The organism is Corynebacterium nuruki S6-4 (genome assembly GCF_007970465.1).
In the GTDB taxonomy this organism is placed as follows: Bacteria; Actinomycetota; Actinomycetes; order Mycobacteriales; family Mycobacteriaceae; genus Corynebacterium; species Corynebacterium nuruki.
In genome coordinates, this window is record NZ_CP042429.1 from 1,757,575 (window position 1) to 1,772,267 (window position 14,693).

Below are 14,693 nucleotides of genomic sequence, written 5' to 3' on the forward strand. Positions count from 1 at the left end.
GGTGACAGGCGGGGCAGTATCCGCCGTTCACCCGCTGCTGCCCCCGCCGGTGGCGGTGACGGGTGCGGCGCGAGGACTGCGCGAGGACGACACGGAGTCGGCAGGAACACCCCCGCAGGAGAGCACACGAAGGCATCCTGCCGCAGATCCGCATTCCTTTTTCTCCACCGTCGGGAACCGGTAGGATCTGACCACATGTCGCAGCACCGCAGTCGGACCATCAGCCGTCTGTCGAACCGTCTCTCCCAACGCACCACCACCGGCGTCCTCGGTGGTGCCGCCATCCTCGCCACGGGACTGACCCTCGCCTCCATCGCCGGCGCCGATTCGGACCCCGGCGCCTCACCGGACACCGGTCACGGCGCCGACTACACCGTCGCGGCGTCCACCGATGACCCGGCCGACCCGCCCCGCACCGGCCCGGTCGTCGCCTTCGGGGACTCCTACTTCTCCGCCCCGTCAGTGCCCGAGGGTCTCGGCCCCTGCGGCCGGTCCTCCGGCAACTGGACCCGCCTGGCCGCCGCCGAAACCGGACGCGACATCCACGACTACAGCTGCGCCGGGGACACCTCCACCACCATGCTCGACCGGGTCGACGACGCAGTCAGGTCCGGCGACCTCGACACCGGGACCGCCACCGTGGTCCTCGCCATCGGCGGCAACGACTTCAGCCACCAGAAGGCAGTCCTCGGCGACACGGTCGGCGACCTGCCCGAAACCCGCGGAAAGGTGCTGGCGAACGTCGCCGAGGCCGTGTCCCGGATCCGGGCGGCCGCACCGGACGCCAGACTGGTCTTCACCGGCTACCTGCCCTCCACCGACGGCCCGAAGGTCTGCCGGGATGCCGGGGCCTCGGTCGACGACGGGCCGCTCAACGACCTGGAGGCCTACATCAGTGCGACGATGGCCCGGGCCGCGGAGGCCGCCGGGGCGTCCTACGTCGACGTGAGGGACGCCGCCGCCGGCAACTCCACCTGCAGCCCGGTCGGCACCCGCTATGTCTCCGGGTCGGACGACGGATCGTCCGATGTGCTGCTGAAATGGCACCCCACCCAGGCGGGCAACCGGTTCATGGCCGACCAGCTCATCCCGGAGCTCTAGACCGGCCCCGGCCCGGTGCGGCTCAGTCCCGTGCCGCGGCCGGGTAGACGGCGTCCAGTTCGGCGAGCCAGGCCCGCGCATTGCCGTCCGACGGTGCCCGCCAGTCCCCGCGCGGTGACAGCGCGCCCGCCGGGGAGACCTTCGGACCGTTGGGGATCGCACTGCGCTTGAACTGCGAGAAACCGAAGAAGCGCTGCAGGAAGGTCCGTTCCCACCGCACGATCGTCGCCAGGTCGTAGGCGTAGCGGTCGGCGTCGGGGAAGCCGGCCGGCCATTCGCCGGCGTCGGCGTCCTGCCAGGCGTGCCACGCGAGGAAGGCGATCGTGGTGGGCCTCCGGCCCTGCAGGATGTGCCACAGGGTGAAGTCGTGCAGGGCGTACGGCCCGATCGTGTCCTCGGTGGACTGCACCTGGCCGTCCGGGCCGGCCGGGACCAGTTCCGGGCTGATCTCGGTGTCGAGGACGGACTGCAGCACCGCGGCGGCGTCCGCCCCGACGACCGTGCCGTCGGCGATGACCCAGCGGATGAGGTGCTGGATGAGTGTCTTCGGCACACCCGGATTCACCGCATAGTGGCTCATCTGGTCGCCGACACCGTAGGTGCACCAGCCGAGCGCGATCTCGGAGAGGTCCCCGGTGCCCACCACGATGCCGCCGAGCTGGTTGGCCAGGCGGAACAGGTAGTCGGTGCGCAGCCCGGCCTGCACGTTCTCGAAGGTGACGTCGTAGACCGGCTCACCGTCGCCGAACGGGTGGTGCATCTGCCTCAGCATCTCGGTCGCCGCCGGGCGGATGTCGAGGGTCTCCACACTCGCCCCCATCGCCTCGGCGAGCTTCACCGCGTTCGACTTCGTGTGCTCCGAGGTGGCGAAACCGGGCATCGTGTAGGTGAGGATGTCGGAGCGCGGCCGGCCCATCCGGTCCATCGCACGGGCGATGACCAGCAGTGCATGGGTGGAGTCCAGTCCGCCGGAGACCCCCAGCACCGGCTTCGGGTCGCCGATCGCCCGCAGTCGCTGCACCAGCCCGGAGACCTGGATGTTGAAGGTCTCGTAGCAGTCCTGTGCCAGCCGGGCCGGGTCACCGGGGACGAAGGGGAAGCGGGCGATGCGGCGGCGCAGGCCGATCTCACCGGTCGGCGGGTTGAGGGTGAAACCGACGGTGCGGAAGGTGGCGTCCCGCCCGCCGGCGACCGCGCGCCGGTTGTCGTCAAAGGTGCCCTGCCGCCGGCGGGTCGCGACGATGCCGGCGACGTCGACGTCGGCGACGGACCAGCGGGCCCCGTCGGGGAACCGCTCGGTCTCGGCGAGCAGTTCCCCCCGCTCGTGGATCATCGTCAACCCGTCCCAGGAGACGTCGTTGGTGGATTCCCCCTGGCCGGCGGCGGCGTAGACGTAGGCGGCGACGTTGCGTGTCGAGGCGGAGCCGGCCAGCAGGTGCCGGTCGTCGGCGCGCTGCACGGTGACGGGGGAACCGGAGAGGTTCAGCAGCACCGTCGCGCCGTGGAGGGCGGCGAGCGACGACGGCGGGACCGGCACCCACATGTCCTCGCAGATCTCCGCGTGCACGGTCAGTCCGGCGACGTCGGTGGCCTCGAACAGCAGGTCGGTGCCGAAGGGCACCTCGCGCTCCCCCACGCGGATCATCGCGCCGTGGACGTCGTCGCCGGGCGCGTACCAGCGGCGTTCGTAGAACTCGCGGTAGGTCGGCAGATTCGACTTCGGTGTCACACCGAGAATCTCGCCGCGGTGGATGACCACCGCACAGTTGTAGAGCCGGTTGCGCCAGGCCAGCGGGGCGCCGACCACGAGCACCGGGAAGAGCTGTTCGGACGCCGCGCGCACGGTCTCGAGTGCGCCCCGGGCCGCCTCGAGGAGTGTGTCCTGCAGGACGAGGTCGTCGATGGCGTAGCCGGTGAGGCAGAGTTCGGGGAACACGGCGACGGCGACGTGGTCGTCGTGGAGTTCACGGGCGGCGGCCAGCACGGTGCGGGCGTTGGTGGCGGGGTCGGCGACGGCGACCGGGACGGTGACGGCCGCGACGCGGGCGAAGCCGTGGGCGTAGATGCCGGCGGTGGGCTGATCAGGCATGTCCACCAGTGTGCCAGGCGGGTGGTGCCCACCGACCGCCACGGCGTGAAAACCCGGTACTGCGGGTGCCATGTCCGCATCGCGCGACGTGGGGACGGTCGCACCGGGCCCGGACCATCCTCCCGTCGCGCGATGCTCACGTCATCGCTGCGGGGGATCGCGGAGACCGGCCCTACCGCACGGCGAGCTTCTGGGCCTGCTGGTAGCTGACGCCGAGCAGCTTCCCGATGTCGCGGAACGTGAGACCGTCTGAGGAGAGCGCCCGGGCCACGGCCTGCATCGAGGCCGTGGCCTGTGCCTGTGCTTCGCGTGCACGGTCTTTCAGTTCAGCCGCCTCCTGTGCCGCATCCGCAGCCGGCCCTTCGGGGACGACAGTCACCTCCGCGTCTCCGGCGTCCCCGGTGATGTCCGGGAACAGGGCGAGTGCGTCCCGGACCATATCCGGGATCTGGTCGAGCCGACGGGTCTGGGTGAACAGTCCGGGGACCTCGTCCACGGTGACGGTCCACCATCCCTCGTCACGGTTGGCGCGGGCGGTAAAGGTGTTGTTCATGGTCATGCTCCGATCTGTCGCAGAATCTCGATGGCGAATCTGTCCGGAATCTCCCGGTGACGCGGGACCGTCGTGTAGCGGTCACCGATCCAGACTCTTGTGTGGTTGCGTCCTTCCTCGATGCGCAGGGGTTCTCCCAGTGTCTTCGCCCGTCTTCTGATCCTGCGCATGATGTCGCGCCGTGTAGTCATGAGACTAGTCCCCCTGATGCGACGTCTCTAGTCGCTGTAATGCGATTTTTCTGGGCCGCCAACGAACTGTTCATGCCTTATCTGACTCCGCCCGGCTCCGGAAGGTTCCCCGCCGGCGCTGCGGGTGCCATGTCAGCATCGCGCGATGTGGGGATGGTGGCACCGGCCCCGGACCATCCTCCCGTCGCGCGATGCCGACACGGCGGGTCAGTCACCGGACGCCGGCGAGGTTCACGGCGCGGGAATTCCGTCCTCCCCGCGCGTGTTACAGCTCCCATGAGCACACAGGGAAACACCGTCGGAATCATCGGGGCCGGTCTCATCGGGGCCACCGTCGCACGCCTGGCCGTCCAGGGCGGCCATGAGGTCGTCATCAGCAATTCGCGCGGTCCGAGAACACTGCTGCCGCTGGTCGCGGCCCTGGGCCCGAACGCCCGCGCCGCGACCGTCGAAGAGGCTGCGGAGGCCGGGGACATCGTGGTGGTCAGTGTCCCGCTCGGTGCCCTGGCGGACATCCCCGCTGCTGCGCTGGCGGGCAAGACCGTCATCGACACATCGAACTACTACTGGCAGCGCGACGGCCACATCGCCGCCCTCGGCAACCGGGAGATCACCACCTCGCAGCTCCTCCAGGACCGGGTGCCGGACGCCCACGTGGTGAAGGCGTTCAACAACATCAACTTCGCCCATCTCGGACGCCTCGCCCGCCCCGCCGGCTCCCCCGACCGCACCAGCCTGGTCATCGCCGGCGACGATGCGGACGCCAAGGCGCAGGTCACCGCGTTCCTGGACTCGATCGGCTACGGAACGCTGGACGCCGGCCCGCTGTCCGAGGGACGCCGCTTCGACAACGGCCAGCCCGCCTACGGTCGGCCGTACCTGACCCCGGACGCGGACCCGACCGACATCCTGACGATGGGCCCGGGTCAGGCCGCCACCGACGACCAGCTGCGGGCGGCACTCACCGCCGCGGACCTGCCGGACTGAGTTGCCGGGCCTGGTCACCGGGCCTGGTCACCGGACCTGGTCACCGGACCTGGTCACCGGGCCGGGACGCCGTCACACCCCGGTCATGTCCGCCGCCACCGCTTTCGAGTCGACGTCGAGGTGACTGCCCGCGGCGTCGTAGACCCGCGCCTGGCGCACCCCGGCCTCCTCGACCGTCGGCCAGTCGAGGGTGCCGTCGGTGATGAACCGCACCCAGTCGCCGTGCATGGCGTCCGCGAGCTGCTGCGACGGAGCAGCACCGAGGACCGGCTCCACCCCGGGGGCGTCCAGCAGGTCGAAGGAGTAGGGGATGTCGGTGCAGTGCGGGGACAGGTTGCCGCGCGCGGTGCGCCCGTTGAAATCGTAGAGCCAGGTCCCCGCGCCCCCGGCCCGGCGGCGGGCGTCTGCGACCCGGATCGTCCCGGTCCCGAACTGGAGTTCCGAGGCGACGAGACTGTCGGCGAAGGCGTCCCCGATGAAGTCGAGTTCCGCCCCGAACCGGGACAGGGCCGTCTCCCCCACCCCGGCGGCGCGCAGTGCGTCCACGATCTGTGCCCGGGGCCGCGGTGAGGGCATCGGGAATTCCGTCCGATTGCCGCCGAGCAGCAGGGGGATGTCCGCGCCGTGTCCGTCGGCGACTGCGGTGGTGACCGGGGCGGGGAACAGTTCACCGTCGACGGTCGGGGCCCACGCCATCGTCGACGGTGGGGCTGCGCCGGCCCGCAGTGCGCCGGTCACCGACCGGATGTCCGTCGGTTCCGGCGGGTCGAACATGCTGAATCCACCGTACGCGGCGCCGCTGCGCTCGACGTCGAGGATCTGGTCCGGGGTCAGTGACCGCCACCCGTCGGGGGTGCAGGGGATGCCGAGCGTCCCGGCGAGTGTGCCGGATGCCCGGATGACCTCGTCGGCGGGGATGTCGTTGAGCGCCGGCGACTGGGCGATGGCCCGGCGGAACAGTCCGGTCGCGCGGGGGACCGCGAGCAGGTCCAGCACGGAGGTGCCGCCGGCGCTCTGCCCGGCGACGGTCACCCGGTCGGGGTCGCCGCCGAAACCGGCGATGTTGTCGCGTACCCACTCCAGCGCGGCGAGCTGGTCGAGCAGGCCGCGGTTGAGACTGTCCGGGCCGTCGCCGCCGACCCAGCCGAAGCCGTCGAATCCGAGCCGGTAGGAGATGCTGACGGTGACGATGCCGTCGCGGTTGAACGATCGGCCGTCGTACCAGGGGCTGGACGGTGTGCCGGAGATGTAGGCACCGCCGTGGATCCACACAAGTACCGGGAGCCGTGCACCCGGGTCATCCGGTGCGGGGGTGAAGACGTTGAGGTTGAGGGTGGCGTCCCCAGGGATGACGGGTTCGGGGATGGTGGGGGTGTCCGAGAAAGGACGCCGCTGAGGTGTCGGCCCCGGTCGCGTCGCATCGCGGACGCCGGTCCACGGGTCAGGCGGGACCGGGGCGGTGAACCGGAGGTCGCCGACGGGGGCGGCGGCGTAGGGGATGCCGAGGAAGGCGGCGGACCCCTCCCGCCACACGCCGTCCACCCGCCCGGCGGTGGTCTGTGCGCTGACTGTCATGGTTCCACTGTGCCAGCATCCCGCTCGCGTCACCGCCGAATGCCACGGTCAGGACATGGCGACCGCACGCACCGGAGCCCCGTCCGCTCCCGCCACCGGCAGCGGCAGCGCGGTGAATTCCGCCACCGCCGGCAGTTCCGTGAGGCCGCGGAGGTTCTCGATGATCAGGTGGTCCGCCCCCAGGATGATCCTGTGCACCGCGAGGTCGTCCGCTCCGTCCGGGGAGGCCGTATCCACTCCGATCACGTGCACTCCGACCGCGACCAGGGCGGACGCCGCATCCGTGGTGAGCACCGGATGCCGCTGATAGTCGTCGGTTCCCCAGTACCGGTCCCATCCGGTGGCGACGAGCACGACCGGTGGGTATCCACCGGTTTCCCCCCACGCCGCCGCGAGCATCGCCGCGTCGATCCGCTGCCCCGGCACGAGGTCCGGTAGCTGGAGGACGGCGGCGGGCCCGGTGAGTTCCCCGGGCAGGACGCGGTCGACGGTCCGGCCGTCGGGGATGACATGTGCGGGGGCGTCCAGGTGGGTCCCGGAGTGGGTGCCGAGGTGGACCGACCGCACTGAGCAACCGTCGGCGGGGATCGTCAGGACCTCGTCGACCTCCACCTGCGGGTCACCCGGGTAGACGGGCATGCCGGCGCTGAGCGGGTAGGTGAGGTCGTGGAACACGGTACCGGTCATGGCCGCGAGCCTACCGGGATCGACAGTTTTTCCCGGAAACGGATTTCCCGGATTCACCACCCCCGGCCACGGGGAAGCCATCTTCATGAATGGAGCGCCCCTGCCGGGGCCGTCACCGACACATTAGATTAAATGGACCAGGAGAATTATTCCACCGATGATCGGAGTTCCCGTGACCACCGTCAGCGCATCCCGAGACGTTTCCGCCGCCGAGCCGCTCTACGGGGCGAGTTTCGGTCAGGCGGTCCAGAGGTTTTTCTCCCGTTACGCACGATTCAAGGGGATGTCATCCCGCAGTGAGTACTGGTGGGTAGTACTTTTCCAGATTATTATCGCCGCGATTCTCGCCATTTTACAGTCGGCGACCGACAATTCGACCGGCGCGAACATCGTGACAATCATCGTCGAACTCGCCCTGCTCATCCCCTACCTGTCCATTCACTGGCGGCGACTGCATGACGCGGGGTTCGCCGGTCCCTGGTGGTTCATCACGGTGCTCCCGGTCATCGGCAGCATCGTCCTGCTGATCATGTGCCTGATGCCCACCCGTCCCCAGAAGCAGAAGGCCTCGTGGGACGACCCCCAGCGTCCCACGCAGCAGGCCCGCGGGTGACGGCCCCGTAGGGCCCGCGGCCTGAAGCTGGTCGGCGCTGATCGGCGCCGACATGCGCTGGCCTGCATCGGCTCTCAGCCCGCGTGCTCCGCCATGTCGTTAGCCTCCGGCCAGTGGCGCTCGAGCCCTTCGATGACGATCTCGATCTTCGACTGCACGCTCGGCGTGGTGGTCCACAGGTCCTCGACCGGGATGCCGCTCCGGTGGCGTTCCTGCCACCGCCAGTCCCCCGGATCACCGACGAGCTCGGGGCTCGGGGCCCCCTCCGTCCGCAGGCCGGCGCCGATATCGATGTCAGCGATGATCCGCAGTGCGAAAATGACCTGACCCCGGGTCCGGCCGGACGCCAGCAACGACTCAGTGTAGGCCGTCCACAGGTTGCTGATCAGCCAGCCGCTGTACTCGTACTTCATGATGATGACCGCCAGGCCGTCGAACGTGCCGATGAGGCGCCAGATCTCGGAACCCCACAGCCGCAACGTGTCCTGCCAGGTCATGTCCGGGGACGGTGTGCGGCACTCGGCGATGACCTGCTGCAGGCACCTCTCGACAACCATGTCCCGGTTCGGGAAGAGCCGGTAGAGCGCGGAGGTCACCACCCCGAGCCGCTCCGCGATACCGGTGAGGGTGAAGCAGTCGAGCCCCATCGCCATCGCCTCGCGGAGAACGTCCTCCTCCCGGAACTTCGGTTTCCGGCCGGGACCCGTGACACGTATCGGCTGCGTGACGGCTACTTCCGCCGACGGGTCAGGAACGCACTCTGTCGGCTGTGCCACGCCGTTGACCGGTCCACCCATGGGTATCTCCTCCCGTCCTGCCGGGTACCCACTGCCGTCAGCGACCATCCCGGGGATTTATCATCGATACAATGTATGTATACCATCACTAAAGCTAGTGACGTCACAAGGGCCGCCGCGGGCACTCATGAAACCTGAAGGTATGTCTCCCCCATGCCGGGGGTATCTGGCGACGCCTCCCGATCCCCGCCCTGTCAGTCCCCCGCAACCTTCCGACCACGCCGCCCCCCGCCTGCCACCCCGCACACCGTCGACCCCGCCGACATCCGGAGTCGACGGGGTCGACACGGTTGTTGACGGGGTTATTGACGGTATTGGCAGAGGCCGCCCCGGTACCCGCAGTGCGGCACCGGGGATCACCACTAATGACGCGGAGCGTCCCCGGTGATCTCACAGATCCAGCCGCTTCCGGACTCGTCCGGAATGTAGTGGCCGGGGGCACCGCTCTGGTCGGTACACGGGTGTCCCCCCGGATCATCGTCATGGGTCCCGCCGTTACCGCCCTGCGGATTCTGCTGGCCCTGCTGGCCCTGCTGCGGGTTCTGGTGGCCCTGCTGCGGGTTCTGGTGGGGAACGGGGGCCGGGACCGGTTCGGTGACGCTGTCGTTGTTCCCTCCGGCACCCTGCTGATGAGGTGCCGAGCTCGACGGCGCATGCGAGGTGGTCGTCGCCTTGGTCGTCGTGGTCGTCGTGGTCTTCGATGTCGATGTCGATGCGGCGTCGTCGTCACCGGAACAGGCGGCAAGCGCCAGGGGCAGTGTCGCGGCGGCTGCGAGGACCGCCATTCGGGTACGCATGAGATGTCTCCTCTGTTCACGTCGTCACCCCACCGACACCGGCAGGATGTCCTGTCGATGCTATGTGGAACAGTTATCCCCGACAGTCCACGACTAATTATGACAGCATGTCACCCCGACAACGGGGTGGGAATACCGGAAAGTATTTCAGCGAAAGTTCTTCATTAAACGTTTTCGGTATCCCTGCCGTGCAGGCCCGTCTCCGGTCGATAAAATCCAGGATGTGCAGGAAGTTATCAGAGCCGGAATGATCGCGGTCATTCTGTGGGCGATGGCGTCCGCCGGACTCCGCCGTCACCACCTGTCCGGCACCGTGGCCATGGTGCTGTGCGGCCTCGTGTCCGGAATCTTCCTCATCGGGGACCTCGAGGCCCATCTGGACACCGACCTGGCGGAACACATCGTCGAACTCGTCCTCGCCGTCCTGCTGTTCCTGGACGCCACCGAGGTCCGCGGCGGATTCCTCGCCGGCGAACGGAGCATCGTCACCAGGCTGCTCGCCGGTGCGCTCCCCCTGTCACTCCTCGCCGCGGCCGGGACCGCCGCGCTGATGTTCCCGTCCGTCCCGGTCGCCGTCGCCCTGATTCTCGCCTGCGTCGCCATGCCCGTCGATTTCGCACCGGCCCCCGACCTCATCCGCGACCGGCGGTGGCCCCGCCGGCTCCGGCACGGCCTCGCCGTGGAGAGCGGCTACAACGACGGCATCTTCTCGCCCGTGTTCGCCGCCGCCCTCTTCCTCGCGGCCGGATCCGGTCAGGAGGACGCCGCGACCGCCTCACTCGGTCACGCGGTGCCCGCCATCGGCTGGGCGGTTCTCGTCGGCGCCGGGACCGGGGCCGTCGTCGGCGTCCTCGCCCGGGTTGCGACGGACCGCGACTGGACGACATCACACGGCCTGCGCGTGGTGATGCTGCTCCTGCCCCTCACCGTCCACGGCTTCACCGTCCTGGTCGGCGGCAACGGATTCGTCGCCGCGTTCCTCGCCGGACTCGTCTACCGGCGCACCCGCGTGACCGGGACCGACGACCAGGGCAACATCCCCCGTGACGAACTCCTCCTCGTCGACGACGTCGGACAGGTGATGTCACTGTTCATGTGGTTCGTGGTGGGCGCGGTGGCCACGCTCCTGTTCCAGGATCCCGTCGACTGGCGCGCCGCCGTCTTCGCCCTGCTCGCACTGACCGTCCTGCGGGTCGTCCCCGTCTTCCTCGTCTTCCTCGCCTTCCCCGGCAGTGGTCTCCCGGCACGGGAGCGGCTCACGCTCGGCCTGCTGGGGCCGCGCGGGACCTCCACGATCGTGTTCGGCCTGCTCGCGTTCAACGCCCTGGACGACGCCAACGCCTCACTCGTCCTCCAGGTCACGGTGCTCACCGTCCTCGGCAGCAGCATCCTCCACGGCGTCCTGGCGACCCGGGTCCCGCCGGCACCGGCCGCGGAGAACCCGCCGGCGCACCGGTGACCGGACCCGCAGTGCGGAACCCGGGCGCGGTCACAGCACCCGGTGGCGTCCGATGGGCAGGACCAGCGGCGTGCCCGAGACCGGGTCGGTGATGATCCGCGACCGCAGCCCGAAGACCTTCTCCACCCGCTCCTCTGTGAACACCTCGGCCGGCTCCCCCACCGCCTCGACCTTCCCGTCGGCGATCATGACGATCTCGTCGCAGTAGCGGGCGGCGAGGTTCAGGTCGTGCAGCACCATGACGACCGTGATCCCGGACGCCTCGTTGAGGTCGGTCAGCAGGTCGAGGACCTCCACCTGGTGGGCGACGTCGAGGTACGTCGTCGGCTCGTCGAGCAGCAGCAGGTCGGTCTGCTGCGCCAGGGCCATGGCGATCCACACCCGCTGCCGCTGTCCGCCGGACAGTTCGTCGACCGCCCGGTCCGCCAGATCGGCGGTGTGGGTCGTGTCGAGGGCGGCGGCCACGGCCTCGTCGTCCTCCCGGCTCCAGCGGGACAGGATGCCCTGGTGGGGGTGGCGTCCGCGTCCGACGAGGTCGGCGACGGTGATGCCCTCCGGGGCGATGGGCGACTGCGGCAGCAGCCCGAGGGTGCGGGCCAGTTCCTTCGGCGGGACGGTGTGCACGTCCCTGCCGTCGAGCAGTACCACGCCCCCGGTCGGCTTGAGCAGCCGCGACATGGACTTGAGGAGGGTGGACTTGCCGCAGGCGTTCGCGCCGATGATGCCGGTGACCCTGCCGGGCAGGACCGACAGGTCGATGCCGTGGATGACAGCGTGGTCGGCGTAGCCGAGCGAGAGCCCTTCGGCAGTCAGTGAATGGTCGGCGGTCACAACGAGCCTCCGGAGCGGTTGGTGCGGATGATGAGGTAGATCAGGTACGGGGCGCCGAGCACCCCGGTGACCACACCCACCGGGTAGCGGGTGTCGAAGGCGAACTGGCCGCAGAAGTCGGCGACGACGACGAGCAGCGCACCGACGAGGGCCGCGGCGACGAGGAGGACGTCGGTCCAGGAGGCGCTGTTGAGACTGCCGGTGAGCCACCGCATCGCCTGCTGGGTGTTCCAGCTGTCCGCCCGCGCGAGCTGCCAGTTCGTGACCGCGGTGAGCATGGCGGCCACCCCGATGCCGATGAGGATCAGGCGGGTCCCCGCCACCCCGCCCTTCCAGGACAGTCCGAACACGACGAGGGCGACGAGCAGGGCGGCGACGATGGCCACCGCCGAGGTCGCGGTACGGCTCAGTGAGAGGGTGACGATGGAGAACACGGCCGCGGCGGAGGCCCCGGAGCTGATGCCGATGATGTCGGGGCTGGCCAGCGGGTTGCGCAGCATGGTCTGGAAGACCACACCACCGAGGCCGAAGGCGAGACCGCAGACCAGCCCGAGGCTCGCCCGCGGCAGGCGGAGGTTCCCGACGGTGAAGGACGCCCCGGAGACGTGCTCGCCGAGGATGACCCGCCACACGTCGGCCGGCGGATAGTAGGTGCGTCCGAAGACCAGCGAACAGCACCAGGCGGCGAGGACGAGGACGACGAGGATGCCGACGACGGTCCACCAGCGGCGACGTCGCCGAAGCCGGTCGCGGCGCACCGCGGCGAGGGTGGTCGGCTCGGCGGCGCCGGTGGAGCCGGCAGTGCCGGCACTGCCGGTGGCACCTGCGGTGATACGGGTGGAGCTCACAGGGCACGCACCTTCTGGCGGCGGACGATGGCGATGAACACGGGGGCGCCGATGAGGGCGGTGAGGATACCGACCTCGAGTTCGGCGGGCCGGGCGACGATCCGGCCGAGGATGTCGGCGGCGGTGAGCAGCGCGGCCCCGGCGACGGCGGAGAACGGGATGAGCCAGCGGTGGTCGACCCCGATGAGCAGCCGGCAGGCGTGCGGGACGACGAGCCCGACGAAACCGATCGGCCCGGTGACCGCTGTCGCGGCACCGCACAGCACCACCGCGCCCGCCGCGGCACAGATCCGGGTCAGCCAGACCTTCTCGCCGAGCCCGGCGGCGAGCTCGTCGCCGAGGGCCAGTGAGTTCAGGCCGCGGGCGGACAGCAGGCAGGCGAGGAACCCGACGACGAGGAACGGGGCGATGAGCCGGACCGAGTCCCACGTGCCGCCGCCGACCCCGCCGATCTCCCAGTCGCGGGCGAGGTCGACGATGTCGTTGCGGGTCAGGGTGACCGCGCTGATGAAGGAGGTCAGCGCGGCAGCCGTCGCCGAACCGGCGAGGGCGAGTTTCAGCGGTGTCGCCCCACCGTGGCCGAGGGACCCGATGAGGTAGACGAAGACGGCGGTGACCGCCGCGCCGCCGAGCGCCAGCCAGATGTAGTCGGACGCCGCGGACATGCTGAGGTAGGTGATGCCGAGGACGACGGCGAGGGAGGCACCGGTGTTGATGCCGAGGATGCCGGGGTCGGCCAGCGGATTGCGGGTGACACCCTGCATCACCGCACCGGTGACGCCGAGGGCGGCGCCGGTGACGACGGCGAGGACGGTCCGCGGGATGCGTTTGGCGACGGCACCGCGGTCGATGCCGTCACTGTCGCCGAGGTAGGCGGCGAGGATGTCGCCGAGCCCGACGTGCCGTGATCCGACGGCGGTGGACAGCACCATGATGACGAGCAGGACGACGACGCCGACGATCAGCCAGCCGGTCCGCGCCACCGCCGACCGGTGGAGCCGTTCGGCGGTGGACCGGGCCGTCTCCCCGGCCGTGCCGGCTGTGCCAGTAGTGTCCTGCCCGGTCGTCTGCGCGGTGTCTGGGACGGTCACGGCAGCAGGTTACTTCGCTTTCTGGGCGGCCTGGTCCAGGACGTCGACGTACCGGTCGAGGATGTACGGCAGGCCCAGCGGGGTCGGGTTGGCGGCGGTGCCGAGCTCGTCGTCGCCGAGGAGGACGACCGCGTCGTTCTTGATCGCGGGGATCTGGCCGAGTACCGGGTCCTTCCTGATGGTGTCCAGCATGGCCTTGTCGCCGTAGGTGACGATGATGTCGACGTCGGAGAGCGTGTCGGTCTGCTCGGCGCTGATCTTGCCGGAGAACTCGTCGTGCTCCTCACCGAACTTCCGGATCTCGTCGGGGACGCCCATTCCCAGGTCCTCGAAGAACTGCGGGCGGGTGTCGTGGGTGGTGTAGAAGGAGACCTGGCTCAGGTCGCTGGGGTCGACGTGGGTGAGGAACATCGTCTTTTTACCCTTGATGTCCGGGTGCGCGTCGGCGGCCGCGGAGATCCGCTTCTCGAGGTCGGCGATGAGATCCTTGCCCTCCTGCTCCTTGCCGATGGCCTTGGACTCGATCTCGATGTTCTCGCGCCACGGGGTGCCCCAGGCGGTCTGGCCCTTCGGGAAGGCGACGGTCGGGGCGATCTCGGAGAGCTTGTCGTACTGTTCCTGGTCGAGTCCGGAGTAGCCGGCGAGGATGACGTCGGGCTTCGTGTCGGAGACGGCCTCGTAGTCGATGCCGTCGGTCTCGTCGAACAGGACCGGCGCCTTGTCACCGGTGGCGCCCAGGTCGTCGAGCTTGTCCTGCACCCAGGGCAGGATGTCGGAGCCGCCGAAGTTGGCCTTGGCCATGCCGACCGGGACCACGCCGAGGGCGAGCGGGACTTCCTGGTTCTCGAAGTTGACGGTGGCGACGCGCTCGGGGTCGGCCGGGATCTCGGTTGTGCCGAAGGCATGCTCGACGGTGATGTCGCCGCCGTCGGAGCTGTCGTCGGAGGAGCAGGCCGCCAACGTCAGACCGAGGACGGCGGCGATGAGCAGCGCAAGCGGGCGGAGCAGCCGCTGCAGCGGGCCGGAGACCGGCCGGGCGGAGGTGCGGGCAGTGGACATGGCGGACGTGGTCCT

Annotated in this window: 14 protein-coding genes; 4 read left to right on the top strand and 10 right to left on the bottom strand. The window is 69.7% G+C overall.

The window, feature by feature from the left end; all coding sequences use genetic code 11:
* Positions 1-195 precede the first annotated feature (195 nt).
* Positions 196-1,101, top strand: a complete 906-nt coding sequence (locus FSW06_RS07865) for a GDSL-type esterase/lipase family protein (protein ID WP_010121119.1) — start codon at positions 196-198, stop codon at positions 1,099-1,101.
* A gap of 22 nt (positions 1,102-1,123) precedes the next feature.
* On the opposite strand, the gene FSW06_RS07870 is transcribed toward FSW06_RS07865, so the two are convergent.
* A complete protein-coding gene (locus tag FSW06_RS07870; protein WP_029449714.1) occupies positions 1,124-3,190 on the bottom strand; it encodes an NAD(+) synthase in 2,067 nt (688 codons plus the stop codon).
* Positions 3,191-3,362: 172 nt separating this feature from the next.
* Entirely contained in the window at positions 3,363-3,743 is a 381-nt protein-coding gene (locus FSW06_RS07875) for a type II toxin-antitoxin system HicB family antitoxin (RefSeq protein ID WP_010121121.1), read from the bottom strand.
* A 467-nt stretch (positions 3,744-4,210) separates the two neighbouring features.
* Here FSW06_RS07875 and FSW06_RS07885 point away from each other — a divergent pair, with 467 nt between their 5' ends.
* Positions 4,211-4,921, top strand: a complete 711-nt coding sequence (locus tag FSW06_RS07885) for an NADPH-dependent F420 reductase (protein ID WP_010121122.1) — start codon at positions 4,211-4,213, stop codon at positions 4,919-4,921.
* 72 nt (positions 4,922-4,993) lie between these two features.
* On the opposite strand, the gene FSW06_RS07890 is transcribed toward FSW06_RS07885, so the two are convergent.
* Together FSW06_RS07890 and FSW06_RS07895 are read right to left on the bottom strand one after the other, a co-directional pair.
* Positions 4,994-6,496, bottom strand: coding sequence for a carboxylesterase/lipase family protein (locus tag FSW06_RS07890; protein ID WP_010121123.1), 1,503 nt, complete (start codon positions 6,494-6,496; stop codon positions 4,994-4,996).
* A 48-nt stretch (positions 6,497-6,544) separates the two neighbouring features.
* The gene (locus tag FSW06_RS07895; protein ID WP_010121125.1) at positions 6,545-7,183 is read right to left on the bottom strand and encodes a cyclase family protein; all 639 of its coding nucleotides are present in this window, start codon (positions 7,181-7,183) and stop codon (positions 6,545-6,547) included.
* Between the two features lie 283 nt (positions 7,184-7,466).
* On the opposite strand from FSW06_RS07895, the gene FSW06_RS07900 reads away from it, so the two are divergent.
* On the top strand, positions 7,467-7,796 hold the full coding sequence (locus FSW06_RS07900; RefSeq protein WP_158005221.1) for a DUF805 domain-containing protein: 330 nt from the start codon (positions 7,467-7,469) through the stop codon (positions 7,794-7,796).
* Positions 7,797-7,870: 74 nt separating this feature from the next.
* On the opposite strand, the gene FSW06_RS07905 is transcribed toward FSW06_RS07900, so the two are convergent.
* Positions 7,871-8,593, bottom strand: coding sequence for a TetR/AcrR family transcriptional regulator (locus FSW06_RS07905; protein WP_010121127.1), 723 nt, complete (start codon positions 8,591-8,593; stop codon positions 7,871-7,873).
* Positions 8,594-8,955: 362 nt separating this feature from the next.
* Complete coding sequence (locus tag FSW06_RS07910; RefSeq protein WP_040430369.1) at positions 8,956-9,390, bottom strand: hypothetical protein; 435 nt, start codon at positions 9,388-9,390, stop codon at positions 8,956-8,958.
* 247 nt (positions 9,391-9,637) lie between these two features.
* On the opposite strand from FSW06_RS07910, the gene FSW06_RS07915 reads away from it, so the two are divergent.
* Complete coding sequence (locus tag FSW06_RS07915; protein ID WP_010121129.1) at positions 9,638-10,849, top strand: cation:proton antiporter domain-containing protein; 1,212 nt, start codon at positions 9,638-9,640, stop codon at positions 10,847-10,849.
* A gap of 30 nt (positions 10,850-10,879) precedes the next feature.
* On the opposite strand, the gene FSW06_RS07920 is transcribed toward FSW06_RS07915, so the two are convergent.
* The 4 genes from FSW06_RS07920 to FSW06_RS07935 form a co-directional block, all read right to left on the bottom strand.
* Entirely contained in the window at positions 10,880-11,680 is an 801-nt protein-coding gene (locus FSW06_RS07920; RefSeq protein WP_010121130.1) for an ABC transporter ATP-binding protein, read from the bottom strand.
* Entirely contained in the window at positions 11,677-12,438 is a 762-nt protein-coding gene (locus FSW06_RS07925) for a FecCD family ABC transporter permease (protein ID WP_029449716.1), read from the bottom strand. Before FSW06_RS07925 ends, FSW06_RS07920 begins: the two co-directional genes overlap by 4 nt.
* Before the next feature lie 86 nt (positions 12,439-12,524).
* A complete protein-coding gene (locus FSW06_RS07930; RefSeq protein ID WP_010121133.1) occupies positions 12,525-13,619 on the bottom strand; it encodes a FecCD family ABC transporter permease in 1,095 nt (364 codons plus the stop codon).
* Positions 13,620-13,628: 9 nt separating this feature from the next.
* On the bottom strand, positions 13,629-14,678 hold the full coding sequence (locus tag FSW06_RS07935) for an iron-siderophore ABC transporter substrate-binding protein (protein ID WP_010121135.1): 1,050 nt from the start codon (positions 14,676-14,678) through the stop codon (positions 13,629-13,631).
* Between the last annotated feature and the right edge of the window lie 15 nt (positions 14,679-14,693).

Bases quoted from the DNA above. Each gene is read 5' to 3' on its own strand.
- FSW06_RS07910 (WP_040430369.1), bottom strand. From the start codon at position 9,390: ATGCGTACCCGAATGGCGGTCCTCGCAGCCGCCGCGACACTGCCCCTG.
- FSW06_RS07935 (WP_010121135.1), bottom strand. From the start codon at position 14,678: ATGTCCACTGCCCGCACCTCCGCCCGGCCGGTCTCCGGCCCGCTGCAG.
- FSW06_RS07915 (WP_010121129.1), top strand. From the start codon at position 9,638: ATGATCGCGGTCATTCTGTGGGCGATGGCGTCCGCCGGACTCCGCCGT.
- FSW06_RS07875 (WP_010121121.1), bottom strand. From the start codon at position 3,743: ATGAACAACACCTTTACCGCCCGCGCCAACCGTGACGAGGGATGGTGG.
- FSW06_RS07895 (WP_010121125.1), bottom strand. From the start codon at position 7,183: ATGACCGGTACCGTGTTCCACGACCTCACCTACCCGCTCAGCGCCGGC.
- FSW06_RS07905 (WP_010121127.1), bottom strand. From the start codon at position 8,593: ATGGGTGGACCGGTCAACGGCGTGGCACAGCCGACAGAGTGCGTTCCT.
- FSW06_RS07870 (WP_029449714.1), bottom strand. From the start codon at position 3,190: ATGCCTGATCAGCCCACCGCCGGCATCTACGCCCACGGCTTCGCCCGC.
- FSW06_RS07900 (WP_158005221.1), top strand. From the start codon at position 7,467: ATGTCATCCCGCAGTGAGTACTGGTGGGTAGTACTTTTCCAGATTATT.
- FSW06_RS07865 (WP_010121119.1), top strand. From the start codon at position 196: ATGTCGCAGCACCGCAGTCGGACCATCAGCCGTCTGTCGAACCGTCTC.
- FSW06_RS07885 (WP_010121122.1), top strand. From the start codon at position 4,211: ATGAGCACACAGGGAAACACCGTCGGAATCATCGGGGCCGGTCTCATC.
- FSW06_RS07890 (WP_010121123.1), bottom strand. From the start codon at position 6,496: ATGACAGTCAGCGCACAGACCACCGCCGGGCGGGTGGACGGCGTGTGG.